20 protein-coding genes are annotated in these 15,534 nt (G+C 68.1%); 10 read left to right on the top strand and 10 right to left on the bottom strand.

All coding sequences use genetic code 11. The features are described 5' to 3' along the window. Positions 1-99: 99 nt before the first annotated feature. Positions 100-693 (bottom strand): CAP domain-containing protein, encoded by a 594-nt coding sequence (locus tag ACWGRX_RS17295; protein ID WP_452118549.1) that lies wholly within the window; start codon positions 691-693, stop codon positions 100-102. A gap of 76 nt (positions 694-769) precedes the next feature. Next, on the bottom strand, positions 770-1,183 hold the full coding sequence (locus ACWGRX_RS17290) for a hypothetical protein (RefSeq protein WP_452118548.1): 414 nt from the start codon (positions 1,181-1,183) through the stop codon (positions 770-772). A 307-nt stretch (positions 1,184-1,490) separates the two neighbouring features. Between ACWGRX_RS17290 and ffh the strand changes: the two genes are divergently transcribed. The 6 genes from ffh to trmD all read left to right on the top strand — a co-directional run bounded on the left by ffh (position 1,491) and on the right by trmD (position 6,589). Continuing rightward, entirely contained in the window at positions 1,491-3,065 is a 1,575-nt protein-coding gene (ffh, locus tag ACWGRX_RS17285) for a signal recognition particle protein (protein WP_291647315.1), read from the top strand. Positions 3,066-3,245: 180 nt separating this feature from the next. Further along, on the top strand, positions 3,246-3,605 hold the full coding sequence (gene rpsP / locus ACWGRX_RS17280; RefSeq protein ID WP_452118547.1) for a 30S ribosomal protein S16: 360 nt from the start codon (positions 3,246-3,248) through the stop codon (positions 3,603-3,605). Positions 3,606-3,755: 150 nt separating this feature from the next. Further along, positions 3,756-4,283, top strand: a complete 528-nt coding sequence (gene rimM / locus ACWGRX_RS17275) for a ribosome maturation factor RimM (RefSeq protein WP_452118546.1) — start codon at positions 3,756-3,758, stop codon at positions 4,281-4,283. After that, positions 4,273-4,944, top strand: coding sequence for an HAD family hydrolase (locus ACWGRX_RS17270; RefSeq protein ID WP_291647316.1), 672 nt, complete (start codon positions 4,273-4,275; stop codon positions 4,942-4,944). The genes rimM and ACWGRX_RS17270 overlap by 11 nt, the downstream gene beginning before the upstream one ends. Before the next feature lie 227 nt (positions 4,945-5,171). Continuing rightward, on the top strand, positions 5,172-5,816 hold the full coding sequence (gene catB / locus ACWGRX_RS17265) for a type B chloramphenicol O-acetyltransferase (RefSeq protein ID WP_452118545.1): 645 nt from the start codon (positions 5,172-5,174) through the stop codon (positions 5,814-5,816). A gap of 80 nt (positions 5,817-5,896) precedes the next feature. After that, on the top strand, positions 5,897-6,589 hold the full coding sequence (gene trmD, locus ACWGRX_RS17260) for a tRNA (guanosine(37)-N1)-methyltransferase TrmD (RefSeq protein ID WP_452118544.1): 693 nt from the start codon (positions 5,897-5,899) through the stop codon (positions 6,587-6,589). Positions 6,590-6,667: 78 nt separating this feature from the next. Here the strand turns inward: trmD and ACWGRX_RS17255 are convergent, their stop codons facing one another. The 6 genes from ACWGRX_RS17255 to ACWGRX_RS17230 form a co-directional block, all read right to left on the bottom strand. Then, the gene (locus tag ACWGRX_RS17255; protein ID WP_452118543.1) at positions 6,668-7,090 is read right to left on the bottom strand and encodes a rhodanese-like domain-containing protein; all 423 of its coding nucleotides are present in this window, start codon (positions 7,088-7,090) and stop codon (positions 6,668-6,670) included. Between the two features lie 72 nt (positions 7,091-7,162). Continuing rightward, positions 7,163-7,762 (bottom strand): sugar O-acetyltransferase, encoded by a 600-nt coding sequence (locus ACWGRX_RS17250; RefSeq protein WP_452118542.1) that lies wholly within the window; start codon positions 7,760-7,762, stop codon positions 7,163-7,165. Between the two features lie 53 nt (positions 7,763-7,815). After that, a complete protein-coding gene (locus ACWGRX_RS17245) occupies positions 7,816-9,018 on the bottom strand; it encodes a pyridoxal phosphate-dependent aminotransferase (protein WP_291647321.1) in 1,203 nt (400 codons plus the stop codon). Positions 9,019-9,176: 158 nt separating this feature from the next. Next, positions 9,177-9,380 carry a hypothetical protein gene (locus ACWGRX_RS17240; RefSeq protein WP_452118541.1) on the bottom strand — a complete coding sequence of 68 codons (204 nt, stop codon included), beginning with the start codon at positions 9,378-9,380 and terminating at the stop codon, positions 9,177-9,179. 35 nt (positions 9,381-9,415) lie between these two features. Continuing rightward, complete coding sequence (locus ACWGRX_RS17235; protein WP_452118540.1) at positions 9,416-9,646, bottom strand: RAG2 PHD domain containing protein; 231 nt, start codon at positions 9,644-9,646, stop codon at positions 9,416-9,418. Positions 9,647-9,654: 8 nt separating this feature from the next. After that, positions 9,655-9,840, bottom strand: a complete 186-nt coding sequence (locus ACWGRX_RS17230; protein ID WP_452118539.1) for a hypothetical protein — start codon at positions 9,838-9,840, stop codon at positions 9,655-9,657. Between the two features lie 131 nt (positions 9,841-9,971). Between ACWGRX_RS17230 and ACWGRX_RS17225 the strand changes: the two genes are divergently transcribed. Next, positions 9,972-10,451: a YaiI/YqxD family protein gene (locus tag ACWGRX_RS17225; protein ID WP_452118538.1), complete on the top strand. Its 480-nt coding sequence runs from the start codon at positions 9,972-9,974 to the stop codon at positions 10,449-10,451. On the opposite strand, the gene ACWGRX_RS17220 is transcribed toward ACWGRX_RS17225, so the two are convergent. Then, positions 10,448-11,260 carry a crotonase/enoyl-CoA hydratase family protein gene (locus ACWGRX_RS17220; RefSeq protein ID WP_452118537.1) on the bottom strand — a complete coding sequence of 271 codons (813 nt, stop codon included), beginning with the start codon at positions 11,258-11,260 and terminating at the stop codon, positions 10,448-10,450. The genes ACWGRX_RS17225 and ACWGRX_RS17220 overlap by 4 nt on opposite strands. A 156-nt stretch (positions 11,261-11,416) precedes the next feature. Here ACWGRX_RS17220 and ACWGRX_RS17215 point away from each other — a divergent pair, with 156 nt between their 5' ends. The 3 genes from ACWGRX_RS17215 to ACWGRX_RS17205 all read left to right on the top strand — a co-directional run bounded on the left by ACWGRX_RS17215 (position 11,417) and on the right by ACWGRX_RS17205 (position 15,024). Then, positions 11,417-12,391, top strand: a complete 975-nt coding sequence (locus ACWGRX_RS17215) for a Bug family tripartite tricarboxylate transporter substrate binding protein (protein WP_452118536.1) — start codon at positions 11,417-11,419, stop codon at positions 12,389-12,391. A 154-nt stretch (positions 12,392-12,545) separates the two neighbouring features. After that, entirely contained in the window at positions 12,546-13,850 is a 1,305-nt protein-coding gene (locus tag ACWGRX_RS17210; RefSeq protein ID WP_452118535.1) for an NAD(P)H-dependent oxidoreductase, read from the top strand. A 52-nt stretch (positions 13,851-13,902) separates the two neighbouring features. Then, positions 13,903-15,024: a PQQ-dependent sugar dehydrogenase gene (locus tag ACWGRX_RS17205; protein ID WP_452118534.1), complete on the top strand. Its 1,122-nt coding sequence runs from the start codon at positions 13,903-13,905 to the stop codon at positions 15,022-15,024. Positions 15,025-15,221: 197 nt separating this feature from the next. Here ACWGRX_RS17205 and ACWGRX_RS17200 read toward each other — a convergent pair whose 3' ends face one another. Further along, entirely contained in the window at positions 15,222-15,524 is a 303-nt protein-coding gene (locus ACWGRX_RS17200; RefSeq protein WP_291647330.1) for a hypothetical protein, read from the bottom strand. Positions 15,525-15,534: the final 10 nt, after the last annotated feature.

The following is a 15,534-nucleotide window of genomic DNA, read 5'->3' as shown; positions in this document are numbered from 1 at the left end:
AGCCGCGACAGTCGCGCCGCATCCCATCGCTCCGCTTCTCTTCGGCCGGGATGACGACAAGGCGCTTGGAAGAGGCGATATGCCGGGCGCCGCCCCGCGCTAGAGCGGCGGCCCCCAGCGGAATGTGGTGTTGCCGCGGCCGCTGGCCGGCACGAGCGGCCCGGCGGAGAGTTCCTGACGCTTTTCCGGCTCGGCGGCGAGCACGATCGTCCACCAGGCGCCGTAGCGGGTCTGCGGATTCTTGGCGAGGGCGATGCCCATGCGCGTCGCCTGCGGCATGACGAGATTGGCGGCATGGCCGGAGGATTTCTTCCAGCCCTCGAAGGCTTCCTGAGTTGAGAAATAGCCGGCGCCGAGGTTCTCGGCCGCCCGCACCGTGTCCAGCCCTGCGGCATGGACGCGCGCGGTGAACGTTCCGGCGGCGGTGTGCGAGAGGCTGTCGGAGGCCGCCATCGCATCGGCCTGGCGCTGGGCCATCGTGGTCAGGGCCGGGTCGAGCCGAACCGCGCCGAGGCCGCGCTCGGCGCGATGGGCGTTGAGGATGCGCACCGCCTCGGCCGGATCGAGCCTGACGGCGGCGAGGCGCTCCTGCCGCTTTGCATTCGGCGCGATGGTCTCGCGCTGGCTTCCGGCGCAGCCGGCCAGGAAAAGGGCGGCCAGGAGGGCAGCGCCCGAGGGTGACATCATGCTCATCGATCTTTGTCCGTTCTGCCGCATGCGGGCAGCGGGACGGCCTAATGCCGGATTCGGGCGAGAATGTCGCAGCGCGTCAGCCGCGCCCGCCGGCGATGACCCGGCAGAGCGCGGCGCGCGTATAGGCTTCCGGCGCGACCTGACCCTGCTGGACGACGAAGGCGGCGTCGACGCGGGTGCCGCCGCCGCTCTTGCGGGCGGTGATGCGCAAGGTCTGCGGGCGGCCGGAGCCGGAAGTCTCCTGGATGGCGAGCACCGAGCTGGTGGCCTTGTCGATGCGGATATCGGCGAAGCCCTCGGCTGAGACGGCGGCGGCGAGGTCCTTGAGCACCGCGGCCGGGGCGCGCCTGGCGATGTTGTCCCAGGTCTTGTAGGTCAAGCCGGTCAGCATCGGCGTGCCGACCACCGAGAAATTGCTCTCGCAGGATTGCGCCTGCGCCTGGGTCAGGCCCAGCGCCAGCATTGTCGCGGTGATGGCCAAGAGCTTCATGTCGTCTCCTAGGTGAAGGCTGGTCGGAACCGGGTTTCAGGGCACAAGAGGGCTGCCCGCGCGCCGTGCGCCCGCCGGCAGCCGCGGCTCTATTGTGGCGTTCAGCTTGACTTTCGCCGCAATCTTCCGCTTTAAGGCGCCATCCGTTTCGCCGCATCGACGAGACTTCATCCGCCGACCGGGCCGCTCGCATGAGCCCTATGAGCCCGGAGGTCAACGCCCGACAGCGCGTCTGCGCCCTCGGGCGCGAAACCGCTTGGGGGTTGAGCCTGGTCGGGCCGGCATTTGAGGCAGTAAGCAGGAACGCATGTTCGGCACGCTGAGCGACAGACTCTCCGGCATCCTCTCGGGCCTGACCCGCAGGGGCTCGCTGACCGAGGAAGACGTCAACGCCGCGCTGCGCGAGGTTCGCCGCGCGCTCCTCGAGGCCGACGTGGCGCTCGAGGTCGTCCGCAGCTTCACCGACAAGGTGCGCGAGCGCGCCGTCGGCGCCGAGGTGCTGAAGTCGGTCACGCCCGGCCAGCAGGTCATCAAGATCGTCAACGACGTCCTGATCGACACGCTCGGCGGCGAGGGCGAGGGCATCACTTTCGACGCCGTGCCGCCGGTGCCGATCCTGATGGTGGGTCTCCAAGGCTCCGGTAAGACGACTTCGACCGCGAAGATCGCCAAGCGCCTGACCGACCGCAACAAGAAGCGGGTCCTGATGGCCTCGCTCGATACGCGCCGTCCGGCCGCGATGGAGCAGCTCGCCGTGCTCGGCAGCCAAGTCGGCGTCGAGACGCTGCCGATCATCGCCGGCCAGTCCGCCGTGCAGATCGCGAGGCGCGCGGTCGAGGCCGCCCGGCTCGGCGGCTACGACGTCGTCATGCTCGACACCGCCGGTCGCGTCACCCTCGACGAGGCGCTGATGGCAGAGGTCGCCGAGGTCAAGGCGGCGACCAATCCCCATGAAGTCCTGCTCGTTGCCGACGCTCTGACCGGCCAGGACGCGGTCAACACCGCCCGCGCCTTCGACGGTCGGGTCGGGCTGACCGGCATCGTTCTGACCCGCATGGACGGCGACGGCCGCGGCGGCGCGGCGCTCTCGATGCGCGCCGTCACCGGCAAGCCGATCAAGCTCGTCGGCACCGGCGAGAAGACCGACGCCCTCGAGGATTTCCATCCCTCGCGCGTCGCCAACCGCATCCTCGGCATGGGCGACATCGTCGGCCTGGTCGAGAAGGCGGCTGCCACCGTCGATGCCGACAAGGCGCAGGCGCTGGCGCAGCGCCTCGCCAAGGGCAATTTCGACCTCTCCGACCTGCGCACCCAGCTCCAGCAGATGGAGAAAATGGGCGGTCTCGGCGGCCTCATGGGCATGATGCCCGGCATGGCGCAGATGAAGAGCCAGCTCGCCAACGCCAAGATGGACGACAAGGTCATCGGCAGGCAGATCGCGATCATCAATTCGATGACGCCGGCCGAGCGCAAGAATCCCGACCTGCTCAAGAACAGCCGCAAGAAGCGCATCGCCGCCGGCTCGGGAACGTCCCCCGAGGCGATCAACAAGCTGCTCAAGATGCACCGCCAGATGGCGGACATGATGAAGCAGATGGCACGCCAGAAGGGCGGCATGCTCGGCAAGCTCGGCCAGATGTTCGGGCTCGGCGGCGGCATGGGCGGCCTGCCGGCCGGCATGCCCGATCCCTCGAAGATGGACCCGGCACAGCTCGCCGAGCTCCAGAAGCAGCTCGGCGCCGGCGGGGGACTTCCCTCCCTGCCTCCGGGTGGCTTTCCGGGCCTGCCCAAGGGCGTCACCCCGCCTGCCGGCATGATGCCGAAGCTGCCGGGCCTGGGCGGCATGCCCGGCCTCGGCAACCCGTTCGGGAAGAAGAAGTGAGAGGTTCACCTGCCTGCGCTCAGGGCGTCATGGTCGGCCTTGTGCCGACCATCCACGCCTTGGCTGGCCGCATGTGGTGTTCAAGACGTGGATGCTCGGGACAAGCCCGAGCATGACGGAGAGACGCCGGTCTCATGGCCGGTCAAATGAAGCAAGAAGCAAGACTGAAGGAAGAAGACCATGTCCCTCAAGATCCGCCTGACCCGTGGCGGCGCCAAGAAGCGCCCCTATTACCGCATCGTCGTCGCCGACGCCCGCTCGCCGCGCGATGGCCGCTTCATCGAGAAGATCGGCGCCTATGATCCGATGAAGGCGAAGGATTCGCCGGAGCGTGTCGTGCTCGACGTCGAGAAGGCCAAGGCCTGGCTCGCCAAGGGCGCCCAGCCGACCGACCGCGTGCTGCGCTTCCTCGATGCCGCCGGCATCGCCAAGCGCCCGGCCCGCAACAATCCGAACAAGGCGGTTCCCGGCGAGAAGGCCAAGGAGCGCGCCGAGAAGCACGCCGCCAAGAGCGCTGCCCCGGCCGAAGCCGAGGCGTGATGCCGATCGCGGCCCGCAATGCCGGTCGTCATGGTCGGGCTTGTCCCGACCATCCACGGCTTTACTGGTCGCGTGCGGTGTTCAAGACGTGGATGCTCGCCACAAGGGCGAGCATGACGGGGAGGCCGTCCTTGCGTGGTGGTGTAAGCCGTGGCTGCTGACGACTCCCTCGTGCTCCTCGGCATCGTCGGCGCGCCCCATGGCGTGCGCGGCGAGGTCCGGATCAAGACCTTCACCGGCGATCCGCTGGCGCTGGCCGAATACGGCCCGCTCACCGACGAGAAGGGTCGGCGCTTCGAGATCTCGTCGCTGCGCCCGGCCAAGGAAGTGGTCGTCGCCCAGATCAAGGGCGTGACCAGCCGCGAGGGAGCCGAGACGCTGAACGGCGTCAAGCTCTTCGTCGAGCGTTCGCGCCTGCCGGCGCCCGAGGACGAGGACGAGTTCCTGCAGACCGATCTCGTCGGCTGCTCGGTCATCGGCCCCGACGGGGCCGTTCTCGGGACCGTCATCGCCGTCGCCAATTACGGCGCCGGCGACCTGCTCGACATCGAGACGCCGGATGGCCGCTCGGTGCTGATGCCCTTCACCAAGGCTTTTACGCCGCGCATCGATGTCGCCGGCAAGCGAATCGAGGCGCTGCCGCCGGCCGGCCTGTTCGAGGATGACGATGCTGCGTGACATGCCGGCGAAGGCGCTGATCTTCGACATGGACGGCACCATCGTCGACAATATGCGCTTCCATGACGATGCCTGGGAGCGCTGGTATGGCGGCCACGGCCTGCCCTTCGAGCGCGCGACCTTCTCGGCGCGCACTGCGGGCATGGCGATCTCCGACATCATCGGCCCGCATTTCCCCGGCGCCGATGCGGCCGAGCTCGAGCGGCTCGCCGAGGAGAAGGAGCGCCTCTACCGCGAGACCTACAGGCCGCATGTCGCGCCGATCGACGGCCTGGTCGGCCTGCTCGACCGGGCTCGCAGCCATGCCGTGCCGATGGCGGTCGGGACCGCCGCGGCCCCGCCGAACATCGCGCTGATCCTTGATACGCTTTCCTTGCGCGAGCGCTTCGCGACCATCGTCTCGCCGAGCCAGGGCTATCCCGGCAAGCCGCACCCGGACATGTTCCTCGCCGCCGCCGAGCGGATGGGCGTCGATCCGGCCGACTGCATCGTCTTCGAGGATGCACCGAACGGCGTCGAGGCGGCGCGGCGTGCCGGCATGCGCGCGGTCGCGCTCCTGACCATGCTCGACGCCGAGGCCTTCGCCGGCTTCGACAACGTCATCGCCAGCGTGCCGGACTTTTCCGCGCTGGACGGGCTGCCGGCGCTGCGTTTCGCCTGACATGCCGGGCTGGTTTGCCTCCGGCCCCGCGGATTTGCCCCGAGGCCGCAGCGGCGGCTATGGTCGGGCATCATGAAGCAGGCACACTGTACCAGCTGCATCGCGTCCCCGCGCCACTGAGCCGAGGGACGAAGACCGGAGGGCGCCGGCCAGGTCGCGCGCCCGCTTTTCCTATGTCTTCCAGCCGGCAGCGCTCCACGAGCGCGCGGCTTTGCGAGCAGCAACTCATGACCAACTACTTCGAGAGCCCGTTCAAGGGCATTCCGCTGGCCGAGCAGGTGCGCCATCCCAATATCCGCATCGGGCGCTACAGCTATTATTCCGGCTACTATCACGGGCACAGCTTCGACGATTGCGCGCGCTATCTGCTGCCGAACGAAGGCGCCGACCGGCTGATCGTCGGCAGCTTCTGCTCGATCGGCTCGGGCGCCGCCTTCATCATGGCCGGCAATCAGGGCCACCGGAACGAATGGGCGAGCACCTTTCCGTTCCACTATGTGCCCGACCAGCCGCATTTTGCGGGCGCTCGCGACGGCTATCTGCCGGCGGGCGATACCGTGATCGGCAACGATGTCTGGATCGGTTCCGAGGCAATCATCATGCCGGGCATCACGATCGGCCATGGCGCGGTGATCGGGACGCGGGCGCTGGTGACCCGCGATGTCGAGCCCTATGCCATCGTCGGCGGCAATCCGGCGAAGCCGATCCGCAAGCGCTTCGACGAGGCCAGGATCGCGATGCTGCTCGAAATGGCGTGGTGGGATTGGAGCGACGCACATCTGCGCGATGCCATGCCGCTGCTGACCAGCGCCGACATCAAGGGGCTGCACGCCCATTGGCGCGAGCGCAGCAAGGCGGGCTCGGCCGCATAGCGCGCCGCAAGGCGTGGCTAAGGGAGCGACGGCCGTGGCGCGCTGATGACGCGGCCGTCGTTTCGTGCCAGCAGAAGGCCATGACCTTCCATGCCTCGATCCTGACGCTCTATCCCGACATGTTCCCGGGCCCGCTCGGCGCTTCGCTGGCCGGCGAGGGCCTGCGCAGCGGGCTGTGGTCGCTCGACACCCACCAGATCCGCGATCACGGCATCGGCCGGCATCGCAATGTCGACGACAATCCGGCCGGCGGCGGCGCCGGCATGGTGCTGCGCTGCGATGTGCTGGCGGCGGCGATCGATGCCGCCGTCCCTGCCGACGATCCGCGCCCGCGCCTGCTGATGTCGCCGCGCGGGCGCAGACTCGACCAGCGCATGGTCCGGGATTTCGTCGCCGGCGAGGGCGTCGTCATCGTCTGCGGCCGTTTCGAAGGCGTCGACGAGCGCGTCATCGAGGGGCGCGGCCTGACCGAGGTCTCGATCGGCGACTACATCCTCTCCGGCGGCGAGATGGCGGCGATGGTGCTGCTCGATGCCTGCGTGCGGCTGATTCCCGGCGTGATGGGCAAGCAGGCCTCCGGGCAGGAGGAGAGCTTCGAGAACGGGCTGCTCGAATACCCACATTATACCCGGCCGCGCGAATGGGAGGGCAGGGGCCTGCCAGAGGCGCTGCTCTCGGGCGACCATGCCCGCATCGCGCGCTGGCGGCGCGAGCAGGCGGAGAAGATCACGCGGGAGCGGCGGCCGGATCTGCTGGGCGGCCGCGAGCCGTAAGGCTCGTTCCTTTCACGCGGCGACACGCCTCCATTCCGGACAAGCCGTGCAGCGCGGCAATGACCGCTTGGTGCTGAACTAAGGATAAGCCTTCACGGGCAGAGTTTCCGCCAGCCAGCCCCTGTCCTTGGGATTGCCGAGCAGCCCGCCGCGGACGTCGACGACATCGCGCCAGCCGCGGCCTGCGAGCTTGCGCTGCAGGCTGGACGAGCGGTTGCCGGTCCGGCAGATCAGCGCGATCGTCTTGCCGGGGTTATCGAGCTTGACGCCGGCGAGCCGGGCCTCGAAGCCGCTGCCTTCCATGTCGAGTCGGATCGCGCCCTCGGGAACGCCGGTATCGGCCCATTCCTCGGGCGTGCGGATGTCGACGAGGACGACGCGCCCCGCCCGCGCGGCCTCATGCGCCTCGCGGACCGAAAGCGAGGGAGCGGGCGCCTGGGCCTGGCCGAGAGGCGGTAGCAGGAGCAGGGCAGCGAGGGCGAGGAAGGCGCGGCGTGTCATGCCGGAGCGTTAGCGAATGCCGGCAGGGACTGCAATTCACGATGCCTGGAAGCGGCGCAGCGACCGCGGCTCTCAGCCGTGTACCGGGCGAAAGCCGGTCTTGTCCGCCTCGGTGATCTCGCGCAGCACCTTGCAGGGCACGCCGGCCGCGATCACGCCGGCGGGGATGTCGCGCGTCACCACGCTGCCTGCACCGATGATGCTGTCGTCGCCGATGCTGACGCCCTGGTTGATCTGGACGCCGCCGCCGATCCAGACCCGGTTGCCGATGCTGACCGGCCTGGCATAGCAGCCACCGGCGACGCGCTCGGCCGGGTCGATGGCGTGGTTGGCGGTATAGATGCCGACGCGCGGCCCGAGCAGGACGTTGTCGCCGATGGTGATCTCGGCGCCGTCCAGCATCACGCAGTCGAAATTGGCGTAGAAGCTGCGGCCGATCGTGATGTTGAAACCGAACTCGCAGCGGAAATTCGGCTCGAAAAGCGCGCCGTCGCCGACCTCGCGCAGGAAGGCGCGTAGCAGCGCCTCGCGCTCCGCGGCCGGCTGGCCGAAACTGCGATTATAGGCGTCGGTCAGCCCGACGGCACGGGCCCGGGCCGCGATCAGCTCCGGGGTGAGATCGTCATACATCCGCCCCGAGCGCATCAGGGCGCGCTGTTCGTCGAGGTTCATCGTGGAGCAGGGCCGAGGCCGGCAGTCTGAACCGCCGGCCTCTACCTTCAATCTCAGCGCAGCTCGGCGCAGAAGCGCTGGATGCGGCGGCAGGCCTCTTCCAGCGTCTCGTCCGCGGTGGCGTAGGAGATGCGGAAGTTCGGGCCGAGGCCGAAGGAGGAACCGTGCACGGCGGCGACCGATTCGGTTTCGAGCAGGCCGAGCACCAGGTCCTCGTCGGTCTCGATCTTCTTGCCGTTCGGCATGGTCTTGCCGATCAGGGCCGAGCAGTCCGGGTAGACGTAGAAGGCGCCTTCGGGAACCGGGCACTTCAGGCCGCGGGTCTGGTTCAGCATGGAGACAACGAGGTCGCGGCGACGCTCGAAGGCCTTCTTGAACACCGGCAGATGGTCCTGCGTCCCGTTCAGCGCCTCGACGGCGGCCCATTGCGAGATCGCCGAGGTGCCCGAGGTCTGCTGGCCCTGCACGGTGTCCATCGCCGTGATCAGCTGCTGCGGGCCGGCCGCGTAGCCGATGCGCCAGCCGGTCATCGCATAGGATTTCGAGACGCCGTTCATGGTCAGCGTGCGCTCGTACAGGCCCGGCTCGACCTGGGCCGGAGTGACGAACTGGAACTCGCCATAGACCAGATGCTCGTACATGTCGTCCGAAAGAATCCAGACATGCGGATGGCGCATCAGCACGTCGGTGAGCTTCTTCATCTCGTCATGGGTGTAGGCCGCGCCCGAGGGGTTCGAGGGCGAGTTCATGATCACCCACTTGGTCTTCGGGGTGATGGCGCGCTCGAGCTCTTCCGGCTGGAGCTTGAAATTGTCCTCGATGCGGGTGTTGGCGAAGGTCGCCTTGCCGCCGCAGAGCTGGACCATGTCAGGATAGCTGACCCAGTAGGGCGCGACGCAGATCACCTCGTCGCCGGGGTTCAGCGTGGCGAGCAGCGCGTTGTAGATGACGTGCTTGCCGCCGGTCGAGACGATGGTCTGGCCGGGCTTGTAGTCGAGCCCGTTCTCGCGCTTGAACTTGGCGGCGACGGCCTCGCGCAACTGCGGGATGCCGGCGACCGGCGTGTACTTCGTCTCGCCGCGGCGGATGGCGGCGATCGCCGCCTCCTTGATATTGTCCGGCGTGTCGAAATCGGGCTCGCCGACGGAGAGCGAGATCACGTCTTTGCCCTGCGCTTTCAGGTCGCGCGCCTTCTGCGTGATGGCGATGGTCGCAGACGGCTTCACGCGCTTCAGGGCGTCGGCAAGGAAAGCCATGATCCAGATCTCCGGGAGCTTACAGGGCGCGCCTCCAGGCGCGGGCGTGGTTTAGGACCCAAGCGCCGGTACCGCAAGCGCAACTCCTTGATATCGGCCAGAAGCAACACGAATGACCTGGCTGCATCCCGCCGGGCAGGATGCTAAGGCGGGATATCTCAGCCGGCCTCCGCCAGGCGCAGGCGCCGGCGCCGTACCGTCGCAACGGCGACGGCGTTCCAGCGCGGGCGGCCGAAGCAGGGGAAGCCACGGCGGTTGAGCCGGCGGGCGATATCGGCGGGATCATGGATGCCGGCTTCGACGAGCTGGTCGATCAGCGCGCCCGCAGCCTCCAGGAAGATCTCGAGCAGCGCGCGCTCCAAAGCCCGCGCTGCCCGCTCGGCATGACGGGGATGGGTCAGTGGATGCCTGTGCCGAAGGAGGGCTCGACCGGGGCGGGCGAGAGCAGCACGGCGTTGGCGTGCCCGCCCTCGTAGAGCGCGAAGCGCATCGCTTCCTTCTGGTCGCGGAAGATGCCTTCGCTGCGGCCTTCGAGATCGCGCGCGACCCAGAAGCCGCGCCTCGACTGGCCGACGAGGAAGAGATGGCTTTCGGCGCCGAGCGGCAGCGGAGATTTGGAACGGGGCATGGCGGGTCTCAATTCGGCAGAGCGAGCCAGGCGCGCAGGCCGATGATGCCGGCGATGGCGAGCGTGAGCACGGCGAGCGCGACCATCTCGGCGCAGAGGATGCCGATCATCGGGCGCTTATGGGCGAGGCTGCTGTAGACGGCGTTGGCGCGGCGCTGCTGGGCGTTGCGTTTGAGGGCAGTTTCAGTCGACATTTCGACCTCCGTTGAGGCCTTTGGATGTATGTCCGACGCCGATAAGGCCGCCATGCGGAAGGTGCGGCGGCGCATAAGGTCGGCATAAGGGCCGGCTTGCATGCGCGCTTCGTCCCTGCGATGGCCCTTCCATGGATGAAAGCCCCAACACCATCGCGATCTATGTCGACGCCGACGCCTGCCCGGTGAAGCCGGAGATCTACCGCGTCGCCGAACGGCACAGGCTGAAGGTCTTCGTCGTCGCCAACAGCTTCATGATGGTGCCGCGCGAGCCCTGGATCGAACGCGTCATCGTCTCCGACGGGTTCGACGCGGCCGATGACTGGATCGCCGAGCGGGCCCGTCGCGGCGCGATCGTGATCACCGCCGACATCCCACTGGCCGATCGCTGCCTCAAGGCGGGCGCAGACGTGATCGGGCCGACCGGCAAACCCTTCACCGAGGCCTCGATCGGCATGGCGTTGGCGACGCGCGACATGATGGAGGATCTGCGGGCGATGGGGGCGGCGAGCGGCGGGCCGAAGCCGTTCTCGCCGAAGGATCGCTCGGCCTTTCTGCAGGCGCTCGACCTGGCGATCCAGCGGCTGAAGCGGGCGGGTTTCGCAGCCTAGATATCCCCGAAATCGCCGCCGCGGCCCTTTCCGGCGGCGAAGCGGCCGGCGCCGGCCGCCCCCTCCGTTGCGATGGTCTGGACGCCGCCTTTCCATTCGCGGGCCAGCGCCTCGCGCACGGGCAGGCCGTGGCCGGCAATGGCGCTTCTGCGATCCGCGAGCATCGCCCCTTGCGGGAAACGGGCGATCTGCTGGGCCATCGCCTCGGCGGCGGCCCGGGTCTGGCCGCGGCCGACGACCTGCTCGCAAAGCCCGATACGCAGCGCCTCCTGCGCCTCGACCTTGCGGCCGGTCATGATGATCTCGAGCGCCCGGCCCTGGCCGACGAGGCGGGGCAGACGGACCGTGCCGCCATCGATCAAGGGGATGCCCCAGCGCCGGCAATAGACGCCGAAATAGGCGTCATGCGCCATCACCCTGACATCGCACCAGAGCGCGAGCTCCATGCCGCCGGCCACGGCCGGTCCCTCGATCGCCGCGATCAGCGGCTTGTTCATCTCCAGCCGCGACGGGCCCATCGGTCCACGCGGCGCCGGAGCGTCGCCCTCGGGAAAGGCGAGGCCCTCGACGATCTCGCTCTGGAAGCGTCCGGCATCGGTGAAGGCCTGCGCATATTTCAGGTCCCAGCCGGCGCAGAAGGCGCCGCCTTCGCCCCAGAACACGATCGCTGCCGTCTGCGGATCAGCATCGAGTTCCTGGAAGGCCTTGGTCAGCGCGACGGCGCTGTCCGGGTCCATGGCGTTGCGTGCCTCGGGACGGCTGTGGATCACGGTCGCGACCTTGCCTTCGCGCTCGATGCGGACGGTCATGCGGCATTCCTCCCTGGAGCCGGATCCGACTCTGACGTCTTTGCCCATAGGCTACAGCTTGGCGTGCCGCGCCGGCCAGTGCTGGACGCATCGGCGCTTTGCCCGTAATCCTCGGCCCAACGCCCGTCGCAGGATCGGGCTTCCGGGAGGAATTTGATGATGCTTACCCGCCGTTCCACGCTCGGCCTCGTCGCTGGCGCCGTCTTCGCTCCGGCCATCGCCCGGGCGCAGAGCTTCCCGTCGAAGCCGATTACCCTGGTGGTGCCCTATCCGGCGGGCGGGCCGACCGATGCGATCGCGCGTTTCGTGGCGCAGGAAATGTCCGCGACGATCGGCCAGAACGTCGTGGTCGACAACCGTGCCGGTGCCTCGGGTGCGGTCGGCACGCGCGCCGTCGCCAAGGCCGATCCGGACGGCCACACCTTCATGTTCGGCAACAACCAGACGCATGGGAACAACATGTTCCTGCTGAAGGAGCCGGGCTATGACGCGGTCAAGGATTTCGCGCCGGTCGCGGGCGTCGGTGCCTTCGAGCATGCCTTCGTCGTGCGCAAGGACCTGCCGGCCAAGAACATCGCCGAGCTGGTCGCGCTGGCCAAGGCCGACCCCGACAAGCTGAACTACGGCTCGACAGGCGTCGGCTCGGGTTCTCATCTCGCCATGGAGCTGTTCATGCAGCGCACGGGCATCAGGATGACGCATGTGCCGTTCCGCGGCGCAGCGCCGCTGGTGCAGGAAATCATCGGCGGGCGCATCGACATCGCCAATTCGACGCTGCCTTCGGTGCTCGAGCAGATCAATGCCGGCAATCTCAGGGCGCTGGCCTTGGCCTCGCCGGAGCGCAATCCGCGCGCCAAGGACATTCCGACGCTGCGCGAGCAGGGCGTCAGTGATGCCGACGCCGATAGCTGGGCCGCCTTCTTCGCTCCCGCGGCGACGCCGGCACCGGTGCTGGAGAAGCTCTCGCAGTCGGTGATGGCGGCGATCGCCAAGCCGGAGATCACCGAGAAGATCCTGAAGCTCGGCTTCACCCTGAAGGTGCGCGATCCCGCCGCCTTCAAGCCCTACCACCTCCAGGAGATCGCGACCTGGGAGAAAATCATCAAGGAAGCCGGCGTGAAGCCGGAGTGATCTAGTTTCAGGGGTTGATATTCGCAGCCCTCATCCTGAGGAGCGATCGCAGATCGCGTCTCGACGGATGTTTCCAGTGCGCTCTGGAACATCCTTCGAGACGCCGCTGCGCGGCTCCTCAGGATGAGGGCTGCGGTTCTTTCGGGAGGACTGCATGAACCTGATGCCAAAACTCGCCGCCCGTGCCGAGGCCGGCCGCCCCGTTCGCTGCGCCCTGATCGGGGCCGGCAAATTCGGTTCGATGTTCCTTGCCCAAGTGCCGCATATCGAAGGACTCGAAGTCGCGGTGATCGCCGATCTTGATCCCGAGCGGGCGCGCAATGCCTGTCGCGCAGTCGGCTGGGACGAGGCCCGTATCGCCGGCACCCGCTTCGTCGATAGCGGCGTCAGCGCGGCCGAAATGGACGGCGTCGAGGTGGTGATCGAGGCGACCGGGCATCCGGCTGCCGGCGCCAGGCATGCGCTCGCCGCGATCGCGGCCGGACGGCATGTCGTCATGGTCAATGTCGAGGCCGACGTTCTGGTCGGCCCGGTGCTGGCGGCGAAGGCCAGGGCGGCCGGCGTGGTCTATTCGATGGCCTATGGCGACCAGCCGGCGCTGGTCTCCGAGATGGTCGACTGGGCGCGGGCGACCGGCTTCACCGTCGCGGCCGCCGGCAAGGGCACGAAATACCTGCCTTCCTATCACCGCGTGACGCCGGACGAGGTCTGGGGCCATTACGGGCTGACGCCCGAAGCGGCCAAGGCCGCCGGCATGAACCCGCAAATGTTCAACTCTTTTCTCGATGGCACCAAATCGGCGATCGAGATGGCGGCTATCGCCAATGCCTGCGGGCTCGCCGTGCCGGAGGACGGGCTGTCGTTCCCGCCCTGCGGCGTTGACGATCTTGCCCATGTGCTGCGGCCGAAGGCGGTCGGCGGCCAGCTCGAGCGCGACGGCATGGTCGAGGTGGTGTCCTCGCTGGAGCGCGATGGCCGCCCGGTCTTTCGCGACCTGCGCTGGGGCGTCTATGTCGTGCTGAAGGCGCCGAACGCCTATGCCGCCGCCTGCTTCAAGCAATACGGACTGCCGACCGATTCCAGCGGCCTTTACGCGGCGATGTACAAGCCCTTCCACCTGATCGGGCTCGAGCTCTCGATCTCGGTGCTGAACGCGGCGCTGCGCGGCGAGGCGACGGGCGCGACGCGCGGTTGGCGCGGCGATGCGGTGGCGACCGCCAAGCGCGCGCTGAAGGCCGGCGAGACGCTGGACGGCGAGGGCGGCTACACCGTCTACGGCAAGCTGATGTCGGCTGATGCGAGCCGCGCCAGCGGCGCGCTGCCGATCGGGCTCGCCCACCATGTCAAGCTGAAGCGGGATGTCGCTGCCGGTGCGGTGGTGACGGCGGAGGATGTCGTGCTCGACGAGGCCTCCCAGATCGTCCAACTCCGGCGTGAGCTCGCAGCTCACGCTTGGTGAGCGGCGTGGTTCTCCCTATCTGATCCGGACAGGATCGTTCAGGGAGAACCTCATGCGCCTTTTCCTCGCGCCGCTTTGCCTCGCCGCCATGCTCGCGGCACTGCCGGCAGGCGCACAGCAGCGCTACCCGTCGAGTGCGGGGGAATTGCTGGTCGAGACGGTGGCAGGCGGGCTCGAAAACCCCTGGGGCCTCGCCTTCCTGCCCGATGGCCGCATGCTGGTGACGGAGCGGCCGGGGCGGCTGCGGCTGGTCGCGGCGGACGGCAAACTCTCGCCCCCGCTTTCTGGCGTGCCCAACGTCACCGGGCGCGGCCAGGGTGGCCTGCTCGATGTCGTGCTCGATCCCGGCTTTGCGCAGAACCGTCTGGTCTATCTTTCCTTTTCCGAGCCGCGGGCCGGTGGCAACGGCACCAGCGTGGCGCGCGGCAAGCTGAATGCGGCCGGAACCGCGCTGGAAGGGACGAGCGTGATCTTCCGGCAGATGCCGACGGTCAACAGCAACATGCATTTCGGCTCACGGCTCGTATTCGACCGGACGGGGGCGCTCTTCGTCACCACGGGCGACCGCTACGGCCAGCGCGACCAGGCGCAGAACCCGGAGAACCATATCGGCAAGGTCATCCGCATCCGTCCGGAAGGCGGGGTTCCGGCCGATAATCCGCAAAAGCCGGGCTGGCAGCCGGAGATCTGGTCGATCGGCCACCGGAACGTTCAGGGAGCGGCACTCCACCCGCAGACCGGGCAGCTCTGGACGGCCGAGCACGGCGCGCGCGGCGGTGACGAGATCAACACGCCGAAGGCCGGGCTGAACTATGGCTGGCCGGTGATCACCTATGGCATCGACTATTCCGGCCTCAGGATCGGGGAGGGCACGGCCAAGGCCGGCATGGAGCAGCCGCTGTTCTACTGGGATCCGTCGATCGCGCCGTCGGGTGCCGCCTTCTACACCGGCGAGCGCTGGCCGGCCTGGAAGAATTCGCTCTTCGTCGGCGCGCTCGCCGGCCAGATGCTGGTGCGTCTCTCGACGCAGGGCGAGCGGGTCACCGGCGAGGAGCGGCTGCTGACCGATATCGGCGAGCGCATCCGCGACGTCCGGCAGGGGCCGGACGGCTATCTCTACCTGCTCAGCGACGACGCCAAGGGCAAGATCCTGCGCGTCCGGCCGGCGCAGTAGGTGCCGCGGTCATTCCGGGGCGCCGCAAAGCGGCGAGTCCGGAACCCATGAACACGCCGCCGCTCCAGCCCGTCATGCTCGCCCTTGTGGCGAGCATCCACGTCTTGAACACTGACCTTGAACGGCAAAGACGTGGATGGTCGGTACAAGACCGATCATGTCGGCAAATGAGAGCAATGCTCAGTGAGCAGTCTGCCTCACGGCCCGCAATCCCATTCGCTTTCGACGACGAAGACATTGCGCGTCGAAAGCTGGCCACGGGTGTCGTAGAGGTCGCCGACATAATAGGTGATCCCGGCATCGTCATGGGCGTTGCGCCGGACCTGCAGGGACCAGCCATAGCCGACGCGCTTGCCGCCGCGCCAGGCGGGGTGGAGATCGTCAATCATCGCCGATGCGAGGATCTGGGCACGGCTGTCTGACGGCGCGCAGGTCGGTCCCGCGAGCGCCGGGCTCGCGGCAATGGCAAGCGTGCTGGCGAGGAATGCCAGTTTCTTCATGTCGGTGGTC

The organism is Allobosea sp. NPDC055594, from assembly GCF_053618995.1.
Note: the sequence above shows the minus strand (reverse complement) of the source record. Positions and strands in the feature narration are given on the sequence as shown.

Coding starts and splice junctions, on each gene's coding strand:
- ACWGRX_RS17295 (WP_452118549.1), bottom strand. CDS start 693: ATGAGCATGATGTCACCCTCGGGCGCTGCCCTCCTGGCCGCCCTTTTC.
- ACWGRX_RS17290 (WP_452118548.1), bottom strand. CDS start 1,183: ATGAAGCTCTTGGCCATCACCGCGACAATGCTGGCGCTGGGCCTGACC.
- ffh (WP_291647315.1), top strand. CDS start 1,491: ATGTTCGGCACGCTGAGCGACAGACTCTCCGGCATCCTCTCGGGCCTG.
- rpsP (WP_452118547.1), top strand. CDS start 3,246: ATGTCCCTCAAGATCCGCCTGACCCGTGGCGGCGCCAAGAAGCGCCCC.
- ACWGRX_RS17270 (WP_291647316.1), top strand. CDS start 4,273: ATGCTGCGTGACATGCCGGCGAAGGCGCTGATCTTCGACATGGACGGC.
- catB (WP_452118545.1), top strand. CDS start 5,172: ATGACCAACTACTTCGAGAGCCCGTTCAAGGGCATTCCGCTGGCCGAG.
- trmD (WP_452118544.1), top strand. CDS start 5,897: ATGACCTTCCATGCCTCGATCCTGACGCTCTATCCCGACATGTTCCCG.
- ACWGRX_RS17255 (WP_452118543.1), bottom strand. CDS start 7,090: ATGACACGCCGCGCCTTCCTCGCCCTCGCTGCCCTGCTCCTGCTACCG.
- ACWGRX_RS17250 (WP_452118542.1), bottom strand. CDS start 7,762: ATGAACCTCGACGAACAGCGCGCCCTGATGCGCTCGGGGCGGATGTAT.
- ACWGRX_RS17245 (WP_291647321.1), bottom strand. CDS start 9,018: ATGGCTTTCCTTGCCGACGCCCTGAAGCGCGTGAAGCCGTCTGCGACC.
- ACWGRX_RS17235 (WP_452118540.1), bottom strand. CDS start 9,646: ATGCCCCGTTCCAAATCTCCGCTGCCGCTCGGCGCCGAAAGCCATCTC.
- ACWGRX_RS17230 (WP_452118539.1), bottom strand. CDS start 9,840: ATGTCGACTGAAACTGCCCTCAAACGCAACGCCCAGCAGCGCCGCGCC.
- ACWGRX_RS17225 (WP_452118538.1), top strand. CDS start 9,972: ATGGATGAAAGCCCCAACACCATCGCGATCTATGTCGACGCCGACGCC.
- ACWGRX_RS17220 (WP_452118537.1), bottom strand. CDS start 11,260: ATGACCGTCCGCATCGAGCGCGAAGGCAAGGTCGCGACCGTGATCCAC.
- ACWGRX_RS17215 (WP_452118536.1), top strand. CDS start 11,417: ATGATGCTTACCCGCCGTTCCACGCTCGGCCTCGTCGCTGGCGCCGTC.
- ACWGRX_RS17210 (WP_452118535.1), top strand. CDS start 12,546: ATGAACCTGATGCCAAAACTCGCCGCCCGTGCCGAGGCCGGCCGCCCC.
- ACWGRX_RS17205 (WP_452118534.1), top strand. CDS start 13,903: ATGCGCCTTTTCCTCGCGCCGCTTTGCCTCGCCGCCATGCTCGCGGCA.
- ACWGRX_RS17200 (WP_291647330.1), bottom strand. CDS start 15,524: ATGAAGAAACTGGCATTCCTCGCCAGCACGCTTGCCATTGCCGCGAGC.